Annotated in this window: 22 protein-coding genes and 2 pseudogenes; 23 read left to right on the forward strand and 1 reads right to left on the reverse strand. The window is 61.1% G+C overall.

The window, feature by feature from the left end; translation table 11 throughout:
• The first annotated feature begins 7 nt into the window (after positions 1 to 7).
• From rpsC to rplQ, 22 genes are all read left to right on the forward strand, one after another.
• A complete protein-coding gene (rpsC, locus tag HT579_06005; GenBank protein QKS28519.1) occupies positions 8 to 844 on the forward strand; it encodes a 30S ribosomal protein S3 in 837 nt (278 codons plus the stop codon).
• On the forward strand, positions 828 to 1,241 hold the full coding sequence (gene rplP / locus HT579_06010; protein QKS28520.1) for a 50S ribosomal protein L16: 414 nt from the start codon (positions 828 to 830) through the stop codon (positions 1,239 to 1,241). Before rpsC ends, rplP begins: the two co-directional genes overlap by 17 nt.
• A gap of 2 nt (positions 1,242 to 1,243) precedes the next feature.
• A complete protein-coding gene (gene rpmC / locus HT579_06015; protein QKS28521.1) occupies positions 1,244 to 1,435 on the forward strand; it encodes a 50S ribosomal protein L29 in 192 nt (63 codons plus the stop codon).
• The gene (rpsQ, locus tag HT579_06020) at positions 1,432 to 1,698 is read left to right on the forward strand and encodes a 30S ribosomal protein S17 (protein QKS28522.1); all 267 of its coding nucleotides are present in this window, start codon (positions 1,432 to 1,434) and stop codon (positions 1,696 to 1,698) included. The genes rpmC and rpsQ overlap by 4 nt, the downstream gene beginning before the upstream one ends.
• A gap of 130 nt (positions 1,699 to 1,828) precedes the next feature.
• Positions 1,829 to 2,197, forward strand: coding sequence for a 50S ribosomal protein L14 (gene rplN, locus HT579_06025; protein ID QKS28523.1), 369 nt, complete (start codon positions 1,829 to 1,831; stop codon positions 2,195 to 2,197).
• An 8-nt stretch (positions 2,198 to 2,205) separates the two neighbouring features.
• Positions 2,206 to 2,523: a 50S ribosomal protein L24 gene (rplX, locus tag HT579_06030; protein ID QKS28524.1), complete on the forward strand. Its 318-nt coding sequence runs from the start codon at positions 2,206 to 2,208 to the stop codon at positions 2,521 to 2,523.
• 9 nt (positions 2,524 to 2,532) lie between these two features.
• The gene (rplE, locus tag HT579_06035) at positions 2,533 to 3,072 is read left to right on the forward strand and encodes a 50S ribosomal protein L5 (GenBank protein QKS28525.1); all 540 of its coding nucleotides are present in this window, start codon (positions 2,533 to 2,535) and stop codon (positions 3,070 to 3,072) included.
• 6 nt (positions 3,073 to 3,078) lie between these two features.
• Positions 3,079 to 3,384, forward strand: coding sequence for a 30S ribosomal protein S14 (gene rpsN, locus HT579_06040; GenBank protein QKS28526.1), 306 nt, complete (start codon positions 3,079 to 3,081; stop codon positions 3,382 to 3,384).
• A gap of 14 nt (positions 3,385 to 3,398) precedes the next feature.
• Positions 3,399 to 3,794 carry a 30S ribosomal protein S8 gene (gene rpsH / locus HT579_06045; protein QKS28527.1) on the forward strand — a complete coding sequence of 132 codons (396 nt, stop codon included), beginning with the start codon at positions 3,399 to 3,401 and terminating at the stop codon, positions 3,792 to 3,794.
• A gap of 9 nt (positions 3,795 to 3,803) precedes the next feature.
• The gene (gene rplF / locus HT579_06050) at positions 3,804 to 4,340 is read left to right on the forward strand and encodes a 50S ribosomal protein L6 (GenBank protein ID QKS28528.1); all 537 of its coding nucleotides are present in this window, start codon (positions 3,804 to 3,806) and stop codon (positions 4,338 to 4,340) included.
• A 13-nt stretch (positions 4,341 to 4,353) separates the two neighbouring features.
• Complete coding sequence (gene rplR / locus HT579_06055) at positions 4,354 to 4,707, forward strand: 50S ribosomal protein L18 (GenBank protein ID QKS31526.1); 354 nt, start codon at positions 4,354 to 4,356, stop codon at positions 4,705 to 4,707.
• 29 nt (positions 4,708 to 4,736) lie between these two features.
• The gene (gene rpsE / locus HT579_06060) at positions 4,737 to 5,261 is read left to right on the forward strand and encodes a 30S ribosomal protein S5 (protein QKS28529.1); all 525 of its coding nucleotides are present in this window, start codon (positions 4,737 to 4,739) and stop codon (positions 5,259 to 5,261) included.
• A 3-nt stretch (positions 5,262 to 5,264) separates the two neighbouring features.
• On the forward strand, positions 5,265 to 5,447 hold the full coding sequence (gene rpmD, locus HT579_06065; GenBank protein QKS28530.1) for a 50S ribosomal protein L30: 183 nt from the start codon (positions 5,265 to 5,267) through the stop codon (positions 5,445 to 5,447).
• Between the two features lies 1 nt (position 5,448).
• Positions 5,449 to 5,883 carry a 50S ribosomal protein L15 gene (gene rplO, locus HT579_06070; GenBank protein ID QKS28531.1) on the forward strand — a complete coding sequence of 145 codons (435 nt, stop codon included), beginning with the start codon at positions 5,449 to 5,451 and terminating at the stop codon, positions 5,881 to 5,883.
• Between the two features lie 23 nt (positions 5,884 to 5,906).
• A complete protein-coding gene (gene secY, locus HT579_06075; protein ID QKS28532.1) occupies positions 5,907 to 7,232 on the forward strand; it encodes a preprotein translocase subunit SecY in 1,326 nt (441 codons plus the stop codon).
• Between the two features lies 1 nt (position 7,233).
• Positions 7,234 to 7,452, forward strand: coding sequence for a translation initiation factor IF-1 (gene infA, locus HT579_06080; GenBank protein ID QKS28533.1), 219 nt, complete (start codon positions 7,234 to 7,236; stop codon positions 7,450 to 7,452).
• Positions 7,453 to 7,519: 67 nt separating this feature from the next.
• Positions 7,520 to 7,633, forward strand: coding sequence for a 50S ribosomal protein L36 (gene rpmJ, locus HT579_06085; GenBank protein QKS31527.1), 114 nt, complete (start codon positions 7,520 to 7,522; stop codon positions 7,631 to 7,633).
• 76 nt (positions 7,634 to 7,709) lie between these two features.
• Positions 7,710 to 8,072, forward strand: a complete 363-nt coding sequence (gene rpsM / locus HT579_06090; GenBank protein QKS28534.1) for a 30S ribosomal protein S13 — start codon at positions 7,710 to 7,712, stop codon at positions 8,070 to 8,072.
• Between the two features lie 20 nt (positions 8,073 to 8,092).
• Entirely contained in the window at positions 8,093 to 8,488 is a 396-nt protein-coding gene (gene rpsK / locus HT579_06095; protein QKS28535.1) for a 30S ribosomal protein S11, read from the forward strand.
• A gap of 12 nt (positions 8,489 to 8,500) precedes the next feature.
• Positions 8,501 to 9,130: a 30S ribosomal protein S4 gene (gene rpsD, locus HT579_06100; GenBank protein QKS28536.1), complete on the forward strand. Its 630-nt coding sequence runs from the start codon at positions 8,501 to 8,503 to the stop codon at positions 9,128 to 9,130.
• Positions 9,131 to 9,169: 39 nt separating this feature from the next.
• On the forward strand, positions 9,170 to 10,144 hold the full coding sequence (gene rpoA / locus HT579_06105) for a DNA-directed RNA polymerase subunit alpha (protein ID QKS28537.1): 975 nt from the start codon (positions 9,170 to 9,172) through the stop codon (positions 10,142 to 10,144).
• A 30-nt stretch (positions 10,145 to 10,174) separates the two neighbouring features.
• The gene (rplQ, locus tag HT579_06110; protein QKS28538.1) at positions 10,175 to 10,570 is read left to right on the forward strand and encodes a 50S ribosomal protein L17; all 396 of its coding nucleotides are present in this window, start codon (positions 10,175 to 10,177) and stop codon (positions 10,568 to 10,570) included.
• A gap of 208 nt (positions 10,571 to 10,778) precedes the next feature.
• On the opposite strand, the pseudogene HT579_06115 reads toward rplQ, so the two are convergent.
• Positions 10,779 to 11,932 (reverse strand): annotated as a pseudogene (locus HT579_06115) (IS3 family transposase).
• A 60-nt stretch (positions 11,933 to 11,992) separates the two neighbouring features.
• On the opposite strand from HT579_06115, the pseudogene HT579_06120 reads away from it, so the two are divergent.
• Positions 11,993 to 12,544: pseudogene (locus HT579_06120) on the forward strand (hypothetical protein).
• Positions 12,545 to 12,736: the final 192 nt, after the last annotated feature.

The raw sequence follows: 12,736 nt of genomic DNA on the forward strand, positions 1-12,736 counted from the left end.
AACAAGAATGGGACAAAAGATTCATCCGACTGGCTTTCGTCTGGCAGTGACCCGCGATTGGTCGTCACGCTGGTACGCCAACAGCAAGCAGTACGCCGGCATGCTCAACGAGGATCTGCGTGTTCGCGAATACCTGAAGAAGAAGCTGAAGCATGCCTCGGTTGGCCGCATCCTCATCGAGCGCCCGGCGAAGAATGCACGCGTGACCGTCTTCTCGGCTCGGCCTGGGGTCGTGATCGGCAAGAAGGGCGAGGAGATCGACAACCTGCGCGCCGCGCTGCAGAAGATCATGGGCGTTCCGGTGCACGTCGGCATCGAGGAGATCCGCAAGCCGGAACTGGATGCACAACTGATCGCCGATTCGATCACACAGCAACTCGAGAAGCGGATCATGTTCCGTCGCGCGATGAAGCGTGCGATGCAGAATGCAATGCGCCTCGGTGCCCAGGGGATCAAGATCATGAGTTCTGGTCGCCTGAACGGGGCGGAGATCGCCCGCCGCGAATGGTATCGTGAAGGACGGGTGCCGCTGCACACCCTGCGGGCCGATATCGATTATGCAACCTCCGAAGCCCTGACGACCTATGGCCTGATCGGTGTCAAGGTGTGGGTGTTCAAGGGCGAGATTCTGGCACGCAATGAGCAGGCGACGCTGGCGGACAGTACCCTCGAAGACCAGCGGCGGCCCCGGCGCGGTGGTGCCCGTCCGGCCGACAGTACCGACAGGGCACGGCCAGCGAAGGGACCGGACGAGGTTGCCAGGGTAGAAGGCGCGCCCGGGGAAGTCAGGGCGCCCGTGAAACGAGTGAGAAAGGCAGGAACCACAGATGCTGCAGCCAGCTAGAAGGAAATACCGCAAGGAGCAGAAAGGCCGCAACACCGGCCTCGCCTTACGCGGGGCCAAGGTGAGTTTTGGCGAGTATGGGCTGAAGTCGATCGGCCGTGGACGGCTGACTGCCCGGCAGATTGAAGCCGCGCGACGGGCCATGACCCGGCACATCAAGCGCGGCGGCCGCATCTGGATTCGCATCTTCCCCGACAAGCCGATTTCGAAGAAGCCTGCAGAGGTTCGCATGGGAAGCGGCAAGGGGAATCCGGAGTACTACGTCGCCGAGATCAAGCCGGGCAAGGTCCTCTACGAGATGGATGGCGTCAGTGAGAGCCTGGCGCGTGAGGCCTTCGCGCTCGCCGCGGCGAAACTGCCGATCCCGACGGTGTTTGTAACGCGCATGGTGGGGTGATCATGAAAGTCAGTGAACTCAGAGCAAAAACGGTCGATGAGCTGAACCAGGAACTGCTTGCCCTGCTGAAAGCGCAGTTCGGATTGCGAATGCAGCTTGCTACCCAGCAGCTGACGAACAACAGCCAGATCGGCAAGGTGCGCCGTCAGATCGCGCGCGTGCGGACGCTTCTTCGTGAAAAGGCAGGTCAATGAGCGAGACCAACAGCAGCAAGCGTACCCTGATTGGGCGCGTCGTCAGTGACAAGATGGAACAGACGGTGACCGTCCTGGTCGAGCGCCGCGTAAAGCACGCCATGTACAACAAGATCATCGTTCGTTCCAGCAGGTATCACGCCCAGAACGACAACAACGAGGCAAAACTCGGCGACATGGTCGAGATCCAGGAATCGCGGCCATTGTCAAAGACCAAGTCGTGGGTTGTCAGCCGGCTGCTTGAACGGGCCGTGGCGATATAGTTCTTGCGTTTGTTTTGGCGCCGGCTATAATGCCGAGTTTTCCCGCGCCCGACAGCAGCAACCAGTCGAGCGTTTCTCCCCTAGCGGGTTCCAAGACTGACCGCAATTGCGGGCCAAGTTGGAGTGACAGATGATTCAAGTACAGACTACTCTCGACGTCGCCGACAACACCGGCGCGCGCTCGGTGATGTGCATCAAGGTGCTTGGCGGCTCGAAGCGTCGCTACGCAGGCGTGGGTGACATCATCAAGGTGGCGATCAAGGATGCGGCTCCGCGCGGGCGCGTCAAGAAGGGCGACGTCTACAGCGCGGTCGTCGTGCGCACGGCAAAGGGTGTCCGCCGGGTGGACGGTTCGCTCATCAAGTTCGACCACAATGCGGCGGTGCTGCTCAACAACAAGATGGAGCCGATCGGTACGCGCATCTTCGGGCCGGTGACACGCGAACTGCGTGGCGACCGGTTCATGAAGATCGTCTCGCTGGCGCCGGAAGTGCTGTAAGGAAGGTCATGGAAAAGATTCGTAAAGGCGACGACGTGGTCGTCCTCGCCGGCAAGGACAAAGGCAAGCGAGGAACCGTCCTGGCTCGTTCGGACGCCGAGCATGTCGTCGTCGAGGGGGTGAACCGCGTCAAGAAGCACGTCAAGCCGAATCCGGTCAAGGGCGTCGTCGGCGGCATCATCGAGAAGGAAATGCCGCTGCATGTGTCGAATGTGGCGCTCTACAACCCGGCGACCAGGAAAGCCGACCGGGTCGGCTTCAGGAAGCTCGAAGACGGCACGAAGGTGCGCTTCTTCAAGTCGAACGGCGAAGTCTTGGGGGCATAAGGATCAGTCATGGCGCGTTTGCTGCAGTACTACAAGGATACGGTGGTTCCGGAACTGACCCAGAAGTTCGGCTACAAGTCGAAGATGGAAGTGCCGCGGATCACCAAGGTGACGCTCAACATGGGTGTGGGCGAGGCGGTCGCCGACAAGAAGGTGCTCGAGAATGCTATGGGCGACATGGTCAAGATTGCCGGCCAGAAGCCGGTGATGACCAAGGCGCGCAAGTCGATCGCCGGTTTCAAGATCCGTACCGGCTACGCGATCGGGTGCATGGTCACCTTGCGCGGCCCACGCATGTTCGAGTTCATCGATCGTCTGGTGAGCGTCGCCCTGCCGCGGGTCCGTGACTTCCGCGGCATATCCGGCAAGGGATTCGACGGCCGTGGCAACTACAGCATGGGTCTCAAGGAGCAGATCATCTTCCCGGAAATCGAGTACGACCGGATCGACGCGCTGCGGGGCATGAACATCAGTGTCACCACTACTGCCAAGACCGATGAAGAGGCGCGTGCTCTGCTTGGCGCGTTTAAATTTCCTTTCAGGAACTGAGACGAAATGGCGAAAATCGCTGTGATCAACCGCGGTGAAAAGCGGCGGAAGGTTGTCAAGAAGTATGCCGGCAAGCGTGCCGAGCTGTTGGCGGTGATCACTGATCAAAGCCTGCCGATCGAAGACCGCTTCGAGGCCCGTCTCAAGATGCAGGCTTTGCCGCGCAATGCCAGCCCTGTCAGGCTGCGCAACCGCTGCGAGCTGACTGGCCGCCCGCGCGGCGTCTTCCGCAAGTTTGGCCTCGCTCGCGGCAAGCTGCGCGAGTTCTTCATGCAGGGCGAAGTACCAGGCATGGTCAAGGCTAGCTGGTAGCAGGAGAGAACAGAATGAGTATGAGCGATCCGATCAGCGACATGCTGACCCGCATCCGGAATGCCCAACTGGCGAGCAAGGCGTCCGTCGCCATGCCGTCGTCGAAGGTGAAAATCGCCATCGCCCAGGTCTTGAAGGACGAGGGCTACGTCGAAGACTTCTCGGTCGATCCCAACGCGGGCAAGCCGGTGCTCCAGATCGGCCTCAAGTACTATGCCGGCCGGCCGGTGATTGAGCGTATCGATCGTGTCTCGCGCCCTGGGCTTCGCATTTACCGGGGTGCGGGTGATATTCCACAGGTGATGAACGGTCTTGGAGTGGCCATCGTGTCGACCCCCAAGGGCGTGATGACCGACCGCAAGGCCCGCGCCAGCCATGTTGGCGGCGAGGTTCTGTGCTTTGTCGCGTAAGGTGTAGCCATGTCCCGAGTTGCAAAGAAGCCAATCGTACTGCCGCCTGGGGTGTCATTCGCCTTGACCGGTGAGCGGATCTCAGTCAAGGGGCCGCTCGGCTCGCTCGATTTCGCGTCCAATCCGGCGGTGACCGTCGAAGAGGAAGGCGGCAGCCTCCTCTGCAAGCCGGTTGCCGGCGCGCCGCAAGCCGATGCGTTGTCGGGTACCGTGCGTGCCGTCGTCGCCAACATGGTCACCGGTGTCAGTTCGGGTTTCGAGCGCAAGCTCAATCTCGTTGGCGTCGGCTATCGTGCGCAGGCCCAGGGCGACATGCTCAACCTCTCGTTGGGGTTCTCGCACCCGGTAGCCTACAAGCTGCCTGCCGGTATCACGGCTGTGACGCCCACACAGACGGAGATCGTGATCAAGGGCGTTGACCGCCAACTCGTTGGCCAGGTCGCGGCGGAAGTGCGCAATTATCGCAAGCCGGAACCCTACAAGGGCAAGGGCGTGCGCTATGCGGAAGAAGTCGTCGTGATCAAGGAAACGAAGAAGAAGAAATAAGGGTGCTCAGATGATTGACAAGAAACAGGCGCGTTTGCGCAGGGCCCGCAAGACCCGGGCCAAGATTGCCGAACTGAAAACCGTGCGCTTGTCGGTGCACCGCACCAATTGCCACATTTATGCGCAAGTGATCTCGCCTTGCGGGTCGCGTGTTCTGGCCGCTGCCTCCTCGTTGGAACCCGCCGTGCGCAGCATGCTGCCGAACGGAGGGAACATCGACGCAGCCAAGACGATCGGCTTGCTGATTGCCGAACGTGCCAGGAAGGCCGGAATCGACAGCGTCTCCTTTGACCGTGCCGGCTTTCGCTACCACGGCCGGATCAAGGCGCTGGCGGATGCAGCGCGTGAGGGCGGTCTCAAGTTCTGATCGCACAGTGCAAGGAATTGGAGTAATCAATGGCTAAACCGCAAAGCAGGAAACCACAGCAAGCCGAGAAGCCCGATGACGGCATGCGGGAGAAGATGATATCGATCAACCGTGTGACCAAGGTCGTCAAGGGCGGCCGGATCCTGGGTTTCGCCGCATTGACCGTTGTCGGTGACGGTGACGGGCGTGTCGGGATGGGCAAGGGCAAGTCGCGCGAGGTACCGGTGGCGGTGCAGAAGGCGATGGAGGAAGCACGCCGCAACCTGATCCGGGTCAGTCTCAAGAACGGCACGCTGCAGCATACCGTGGTCGGTCATCACGGCGCTTCGCGAGTGATGATGCAGCCTGCTCCGGAAGGAACCGGGATCATTGCCGGCGGTGCGATGCGCGCGGTTTTCGACGTCATCGGCATGACCAACGTAGTCGCCAAGGCGCATGGTTCGACCAATCCCTACAACATAGTCCGTGCCACGATCAACGGCCTGCGTGCAATGACGACGCCTGCCGAGGTTGCCGCCAAGCGTGGCAAGTCCGTTGCCGAGATCCTGGGGTAAGAAATGGCTGAGAAGACAGTTAAGGTTACCCTCATCAGGAGCCTGATCGGCACCAAGCAATCGCATCGAGCGACGGTTCGGGGCCTCGGGCTGCGTCGCCTCAACAGCAGCTCATTGCTGGAGGACACGCCGGCCGTTCGCGGAATGATCAACAAGGTGTCGTATCTTGTGAAATGTGAGCGCTGAGATGGAACTCAATACCGTACAGCCAGCCGCCGGTTCGCGGCCGGGGAGAAAGCGGGTCGGCCGTGGCATCGGTTCCGGCTTCGGCAAGACCGGTGGTCGTGGGCACAAGGGCCAGAAGTCACGGGCCGGCGGCCTGCACAAGGTCGGCTTCGAGGGTGGCCAGATGCCGTTGCAGCGCCGCTTGCCGAAGCGCGGCTTCAAGTCGCTGACCAGGTCGCGCAACGTCGAGGTTCGTCTCTCGGAGATTGCCAGCCTGCCGGTGGACGACATCGATCTCGCAACGCTCGTGCAGGCCAATCTCGTGGCGCAGAACGCGCTGTCGGTGAAGGTGATCCTTTCGGGAAAGATCGACCGCAAGGTTGTCCTCCGGGGTGTTGGAGCGACGGCTGGAGCACGCGCAGCGATCGAAGCCGCCGGTGGCAGCGTTGCGGAATAAACTGCGGTCAGGGGTGAGCTTTCTTGGCAACTAACGCGAACACGGTCAGCAAGGGCGGCAAGTTCGGCGACCTCAAGCGCCGACTGTGGTTCCTGCTCGGCGCCCTGGTGGTTTACCGGATCGGTGCGCACATCCCGGTTCCGGGTATCGACGCGCGGGTTCTGAGTGAGCTGTTCAACCAGCAGCAGGGCGGCATCCTTGGCATGTTCAACATGTTCTCCGGGGGCGCGCTGTCACGTTTCACGATCTTCGCGCTGGGCATCATGCCCTATATTTCGGCGTCGATCATCATGCAGCTGATGACGCACGCCAGCCCGCAACTCGAGGCGCTGAAGAAGGAAGGCGAGGCAGGACGCCGCAAGATCACCCAGTACACGCGGTACGGTACGGTCTTTCTTGCGCTGTTCCAGGGCATTGGCATCGCCGTCGCAGTCGAGGCGCAACCCGGTCTGGTTCTCGAGCCGGGGATGGTGTTCCGTCTGGTGACCGTGGTGACGCTGGTGACCGGCACGATGTTCCTGATGTGGCTGGGCGAGCAGGTTACCGAGCGCGGTTTGGGCAATGGCATCTCGATCATCATCTTCGCCGGTATCGCTGCCGGCTTGCCGAACGCCATTGGCGGGCTTCTGGAGTTGGTCCGTACCGGTGCCATGCATCCACTGACGGCGATCGTGATCAGCGTCCTGGTGGTTCTGGTCACTGCCTTCGTCGTTTTCGTCGAGCGTGGTCAGCGCAAGATCCTGGTCAACTACGCCAAACGCCAGGTGGGCAACAAGATCTACGGCGGGCAGAGTTCGCACCTGCCGCTGAAGCTGAACATGGCGGGGGTGATTCCACCGATCTTCGCGTCGTCGATCATTCTTTTTCCCGGCACCCTCGCCGGCTGGTTCGGCTCGGGCGAATCGGTGCGCTGGCTGAAGGACGTCGCCGGGGCATTGTCTCCTGGGCAGCCGATCTACGTCATGCTCTATGCGGCGGCGATCGTCTTCTTCTGCTTCTTTTATACCGCGCTGGTGTTCAACTCGAAGGAAACGGCCGACAACCTGAAGCGCAGCGGTGCCTTCGTACCCGGCATCCGGCCCGGCGACCAGACCGCGCGTTACATCGACAGGATACTGATGCGTCTGACGCTGGTTGGTGCGGCGTATATCACCATCGTCTGCTTGCTGCCCGAGTTTCTGATTCTCAAATGGAACGTTCCATTCTATTTCGGCGGTACCTCGCTGCTGATCATTGTCGTGGTGACCATGGACTTCATGACCCAGGTTCAGGCCTATGCCATGTCGCACCAGTACGAGAGCCTGCTGAAGAAGGCGAACTTCAAGGGCTCCGGTCTACCGGCGAAATAGGATGGCAAAGGAAGATCTGATTGAAATGCAGGGAGAGGTCGTCGAGAACCTTCCCAATGCCACCTTCAGGGTGAAACTCGAAAATGGCCACATGGTGCTCGGTTTCATTTCGGGCAAAATGCGGATGCATTACATCCGGATACTGCCGGGCGACAAGGTGACGGTGCAACTGACGCCCTACGATCTGAGTCGAGCGCGCATCGTCTTCCGCGCCAAGTGAAGAACGTCTACGCAACAAATCGGCGAAGGGCCGGCTGCGCCTGGGTCCGGAAAATCAGGAGTGAATGATGAAAGTGCTGGCATCCGTGAAGCGCATCTGCCGCAAGTGCAAGATCATTCGGCGGCACGGCATTGTACGTGTGATCTGTTCCGATCAGCGGCACAAGCAGCGGCAGGGTTGATCGCGGCGAGTCACCGTGGTGAGTCGTCAGTCGGTCGAAGTATAATTCGAAGTTTCGATTTTTTTGGGGTGAATCGATGGCCCGCATCGCAGGCGTAAACCTCCCTAACCACCAGCATGCCGAGATTGCGCTGACCGCCATCTACGGGATCGGGCGTTCGCGCGCACAGAAGATCTGTGATTCTGCTGGGGTTGTGCGTTCAACAAAGATGAAGGACCTGAGCGAGGCCGAGTTGGAACGGCTGCGCGACGAGATCGGCAGGTACACGGTCGAAGGCGATCTGCGCCGCGAAGTCACGATGAGCATCAAGCGACTGATGGACCTTGGCTGCTATCGGGGCCTGCGCCACCGCAAGGGGCTGCCTTCGCGAGGTCAGCGCACGCGCACCAATGCGCGCACGCGCAAGGGCCCGCGCAAGCCGATCGCCGGCAAGAAATGATTAGCAACTAGGACCCGAAGATGGCCAAGACCGCTGCAAAAGTTCGCAAGAAAGTCAAGATCAGGAAGAACGTGGCTGAGGGTGTCGCTCACATCCACGCCTCTTTCAACAACACGATCATCACGATCACCGATCGTCAGGGCAACGCCCTCTCGTGGGCGACGTCGGGTGGTGCCGGCTTCAAGGGCTCGCGCAAGAGCACGCCGTTCGCGGCGCAGGTCGCCGCCGAAGCGGCGGGCCGTGTGGCGGTCGAGTGCGGCGTCAAGAACCTCGAAGTGCGCATCAAGGGACCTGGCCCTGGGCGCGAATCGTCGGTACGAGCGCTCAACGCGTTGGGGATGAAGATCACGGCGATCACCGACGTCACGCCGATCCCGCACAACGGCTGCCGGCCACCCAAAAGGCGTCGGATTTAAGGAGAAGAAAAAGTGGCTCGTAATCTCGATCCGAAATGCCGCCAGTGTCGCCGTGAGGGCGAAAAGTTGTTTCTCAAGGGGGAGAAGTGCTTCACGGACAAGTGTGCGATCGAACGTCGCTCATACGCGCCGGGGCAACATGGCCAGAAGTCTGGGCAGCGCTTGTCCGACTATGGCGTTCACCTGCGCGAGAAGCAGAAGATTAGGCGCATCTATGGTGTCCTCGAAGGACAGTTCCGCAAGGTCTATCAGGAGGCCGACCGGCGCCGTGGGGTGACTGGCGAAGTCCTCCTGCAGCTGCTCGAGTCGCGTCTTGACAGCGTCTGCTACCGGATGGGTTTTGCCGCGTCGCGCTCGGAGTCGCGGCAGGTCGTTCGTCACAATGGCGTCCTGGTCAACGGCAGAAGGGTGAACATCCCTTCCTATCAGGTGCGTCCGGGCGACGTGGTCGAGGTCTGCGACAAGGCGAAGGTGCAGTTGCGGGTGAAGGCCGCTCTGGCTGCGGCCGAGGCCCGGGGTTTTCCGGCCTGGGTCGAGGTCGACTCGAAGTCCGCCAAGGGAACCTACAAGGCGCACCCGGAACGGAGCGAGTTGCCGCCGACGATCAACGAGAGTCTGGTGATCGAGCTGTACTCGAAGTAAGGGCGTCAGAGCTTGAAGGAATCAGGCAAAGGACTGTACATGCAAAGCAGTGGATTGTTTAAACCGCGCATCATCGATGTGCAGAGCTTGTCGCCGGTGCATGCACGCGTGGTGATGGAGCCGTTCGAGCGCGGCTACGGGCATACTCTGGGCAATGCGTTGCGGCGGATTCTGCTCTCGTCGATGCCCGGGTATGCACCGACCGAGGTGAGTATCGAGGGCGTGCTGCACGAGTACTCGACGATCGACGGCGTGCAGGAAGACGTGGTTGACATCCTGCTGAACCTGAAGGGCGTCGTATTCAAGCTGCACAACCGGGAAGAGGTCGTGCTGCACCTTCGCAAGGAGGGCAAGGGAGTCGTCAGGGCAGGTGATATCGAGGTCACGCACGATGTCGAGATCATCAATCCGGAACACGTCATCGCGCATCTCTCGGGCGGCGGCAAGCTGGCGATGGAAATGAAGGTCGAGCGTTCGCGTGGCTATCTAGCCGGCAACCTGCGCGAGATTGGCGACGGTTCCAAGAACATCGGCAAGCTGGTGCTCGATGCATCCTTCAGTCCAGTGCGGCGGGTCAGCTACGCCGTTGAGAGCGCTCGCGTCGAGCAGCGCACCGACCTGGACAAGCTCGTCATGGATATCGAGACGAACGGTGCGATCGAGCCCGAGGAGGCGATCCGGACCGCTGCACGCATCCTGATGGAGCAGCTTTCGGTGTTCGCCGACCTCGCCGGGACGGCGATGCCGGTCGAGTATCAGAAGACCATCCAGGTCGACCCACTGCTGCTGCGGCCGGTTGACGACCTTGAACTCACCGTCCGCTCCGCCAATTGCCTGAAGGCGGAGAACATCTATTACATCGGCGACCTGATCCAGAGAACCGAGAACGAGTTGTTGAAGACGCCCAATCTGGGACGCAAGTCGCTCAATGAAATCAAGGAAGTGTTGGCTGCCCGCGGCCTGACGCTGGGAATGAAACTCGAGAACTGGCCGCCGGCCGGCCTCGACAAGTGAGCAGCCGGAAAAGAACAGGAAGGAATTGATATGCGTCACCGTTTGGGTCTTCGCAAACTGAATCGGACCAGCTCCCACCGGCTGGCAATGTTGCAGAACATGAGCGTCTCGCTGCTGCGTTCAGAGGTGATCAAGACGACGCTGCCGAAAGCCAAGGAGCTGCGGCGCGTTCTCGAGCCGATCATCACGCTGGGCAAGAAGCCGAGCGTGGCCAACCGCCGGCTGGCGTTCTCGCGCCTGCGCGACCGCGACATGGTGGTCAAGGTTTTCGATGAGCTGGGGCCGCGCTACGCGACCCGCAACGGGGGTTACCTACGGATCCTGAAGTGCGGGTTTCGTGACGGGGACAATGCACCGATGGCTTTCGTCGAGCTGCTCGACCGACCGCTGGACGAAGGCGACGCGCTGCCGGCGAAGGCGGCCTGAGCGCTGCCAGGGGGCATGCGGGCAACAGAGCCAGGCGGTGGAGTTGCCCCTATCGGGTGGACAGGTTAGCGCTTGGTTTTCAAGCGGGTTGAGCCTCCTCGGGCGTAGGGTTATCCACGGCGCCGCCGCTGGCCCCTCTCAGGCCAGAGGCGAGCGGCGCGGTGGATAACCCGGGTTCGGGGCTGGCTGACTGCACAGAGTGGTGGTGTTTCTTTTCGTAGTTCATGGGTGACAGATAGCCGAGCGCGGAATGGCGCCGGCGCGGGTTGTACCAGCCTTCGATCCAGGTGAACACGGCCAGGCGAGCCTCGGTTTTGGTGCGGAAGGTGTTGCGGTCCAGCAGTTCGCATTCCAGACTGGCAAAGAAACTCTCCGCCATGGCGTTGTCGTAGGCATCGCCTACGGTGCCCATGGACGGCTGGATGCCCATTTCCCGGGAGCGCTTGCCGAAGGCCAGGGCGGAATACTGGCTGCCTTGGTCGCTGTGGTGGATCACCCCGTGGGGTTTGCGCGTGGCCACGGCCATGTTGAGCGCCGAAAGCACGAGTTCCGTGCGCATATGCTCGCCGATGGACCAACCGACGACCCGCCGGCTGAACACGTCCAGCACCATGGCCAAATAGATGAAGCCCTGCCAAGTCGGCACGTAGGTCATGTCGGCCACCCAAAGGCGATTGGGTGCGTCCGCCACGAACTGGCGCTTTACCAGATCGGGCGCCGGATCACGGTCCGGATCACGCCGGGTGGTGACCACGTAGCCACGGCGGCGGCTCACGCCCTGCAAGCCCGCCAGGCGCATCAGGCGGGCGACGCGCTTCTGGCTGACGGTCTCGCCTTGCTCCAGCAGTTCGGCCCGAACCCGGGGGCGGCCGTAGCTCCCGCCGGATTCCTTGTGGATCAGCCGGATACGCTCGGTCAGCACGGCATTCGCCACGGCGCGCGGGCTGGGCGCCCGCTGTCGCCAAGCATAGAAGCCGCTGACCGAGACACGCAGCACGCGGCACAGGGTACGCACGGGGAAGTCGGCCTGGCGCGCCATCACGAGTTCGAAGAGTTCGAGGTGGAACCTTCGCTCCTTCTGGCGAACCAGGCCGTAGCCTTTGCCAAGATGTCGCGCTCCATCTTCAGCTGCCGGTTCTCCCGGCGCAGCTTGGCCAGTTCAGCCCGCTCGGTACTGCTCAAGCCCTCCTTGCCAGGCAAGGGCTTGCCGGCGTCGCGGGCTGCTTGCGCCAGCCAATTGACAATGGTCTGGCTGGTCGGCCCGAACTCCCGAGACAACTCTTGCGGGCTTCGGCCAGCCTGCGCCAGTTCGATGATCTGTTGGCGAAACTCCGCCGGGTACGGTGGTCTGCTTTGCGGCATCTTGGACTCCTTGTTGCGTAAGCATCAGGTGTCCACCGAAAAGGGTCAACTCCAGTATATGTGCGCAGTCGGCAGGCCGGTGAGCGGGTACTCACTGGGCTGCGCCGACTGTATGAGCAACTTCACCTGAAGGTGAATGAAGCCAAGACGGCGGTTGCACCGGCATCTGGTCGCAAGTTCCTGAGCTTTAGCTGCTGGTATGGTCCAGGTGGCCAAGTGAAATGCCGGGTTGCCGACAAGGCAAAAGAAACCTACAAGCAACGCATCCGACAACTGACGCGTCGCTCGGGCGGGCGTAGCCTGCCGGACGTAGTGGAACGGCTCCGGACTTACATGCCGGGCTGGAAGGGATACTTTCAGCTTGCGCAGACGCCGAAAGTGTTCCGCGAACTCGACGAGTGGTTGCGTCACCGGTTGCATGCTCTGCAACTCAAGCACTGGCGTCGGGGTACGACGATGTATCGGGAATTGCTGGCGTTGGGTGCTGCCAAGCCGGATGCCCATCGGATCGCCGCAAACAGCCGTTGATGGTGGCGTAACAGCTGCTTCGCGCTGAATCGTGTGATGCCGATCGCTTACTTCGACCGACTCGGCGTGCCGCGTCTCTCATGACCTCAACTACTTGAACCGCCCGGTGCGGACCCGCATGCCGGGTGGTGTGGCAGGGGAACGGTCAGGTACTCTGACCGCCGCTATGCCGATCTTCGCCGAAACAAGTGTTGTTGGATCGCAACTATTCGAGAATTTATATAAATAAAAACACCTAGCTATCTATTCTAACAGAGCTTTTCTTATAATACGCTC

This window comes from Candidatus Accumulibacter similis (assembly GCA_013347225.1).
Taxonomy (GTDB): Bacteria; Pseudomonadota; Gammaproteobacteria; order Burkholderiales; family Rhodocyclaceae; genus Accumulibacter; species Accumulibacter similis.

What these genes read in the sequence shown, in the direction of transcription:
- rpsC (QKS28519.1), top strand. Translation starts at nt 8, where the DNA reads ATGGGACAAAAGATTCATCCGACTGGCTTTCGTCTGGCAGTGACCCGC.
- rpsH (QKS28527.1), top strand. Translation starts at nt 3,399, where the DNA reads ATGAGTATGAGCGATCCGATCAGCGACATGCTGACCCGCATCCGGAAT.
- rplN (QKS28523.1), top strand. Translation starts at nt 1,829, where the DNA reads ATGATTCAAGTACAGACTACTCTCGACGTCGCCGACAACACCGGCGCG.
- rpsN (QKS28526.1), top strand. Translation starts at nt 3,079, where the DNA reads ATGGCGAAAATCGCTGTGATCAACCGCGGTGAAAAGCGGCGGAAGGTT.
- rpsM (QKS28534.1), top strand. Translation starts at nt 7,710, where the DNA reads ATGGCCCGCATCGCAGGCGTAAACCTCCCTAACCACCAGCATGCCGAG.
- rpsE (QKS28529.1), top strand. Translation starts at nt 4,737, where the DNA reads ATGGCTAAACCGCAAAGCAGGAAACCACAGCAAGCCGAGAAGCCCGAT.
- rplQ (QKS28538.1), top strand. Translation starts at nt 10,175, where the DNA reads ATGCGTCACCGTTTGGGTCTTCGCAAACTGAATCGGACCAGCTCCCAC.
- rplP (QKS28520.1), top strand. Translation starts at nt 828, where the DNA reads ATGCTGCAGCCAGCTAGAAGGAAATACCGCAAGGAGCAGAAAGGCCGC.
- rplO (QKS28531.1), top strand. Translation starts at nt 5,449, where the DNA reads ATGGAACTCAATACCGTACAGCCAGCCGCCGGTTCGCGGCCGGGGAGA.
- rpoA (QKS28537.1), top strand. Translation starts at nt 9,170, where the DNA reads ATGCAAAGCAGTGGATTGTTTAAACCGCGCATCATCGATGTGCAGAGC.
- rplX (QKS28524.1), top strand. Translation starts at nt 2,206, where the DNA reads ATGGAAAAGATTCGTAAAGGCGACGACGTGGTCGTCCTCGCCGGCAAG.
- rpmC (QKS28521.1), top strand. Translation starts at nt 1,244, where the DNA reads ATGAAAGTCAGTGAACTCAGAGCAAAAACGGTCGATGAGCTGAACCAG.
- rplF (QKS28528.1), top strand. Translation starts at nt 3,804, where the DNA reads ATGTCCCGAGTTGCAAAGAAGCCAATCGTACTGCCGCCTGGGGTGTCA.
- rpmD (QKS28530.1), top strand. Translation starts at nt 5,265, where the DNA reads ATGGCTGAGAAGACAGTTAAGGTTACCCTCATCAGGAGCCTGATCGGC.
- infA (QKS28533.1), top strand. Translation starts at nt 7,234, where the DNA reads ATGGCAAAGGAAGATCTGATTGAAATGCAGGGAGAGGTCGTCGAGAAC.
- rpsK (QKS28535.1), top strand. Translation starts at nt 8,093, where the DNA reads ATGGCCAAGACCGCTGCAAAAGTTCGCAAGAAAGTCAAGATCAGGAAG.
- rpmJ (QKS31527.1), top strand. Translation starts at nt 7,520, where the DNA reads ATGAAAGTGCTGGCATCCGTGAAGCGCATCTGCCGCAAGTGCAAGATC.
- rpsQ (QKS28522.1), top strand. Translation starts at nt 1,432, where the DNA reads ATGAGCGAGACCAACAGCAGCAAGCGTACCCTGATTGGGCGCGTCGTC.
- rplE (QKS28525.1), top strand. Translation starts at nt 2,533, where the DNA reads ATGGCGCGTTTGCTGCAGTACTACAAGGATACGGTGGTTCCGGAACTG.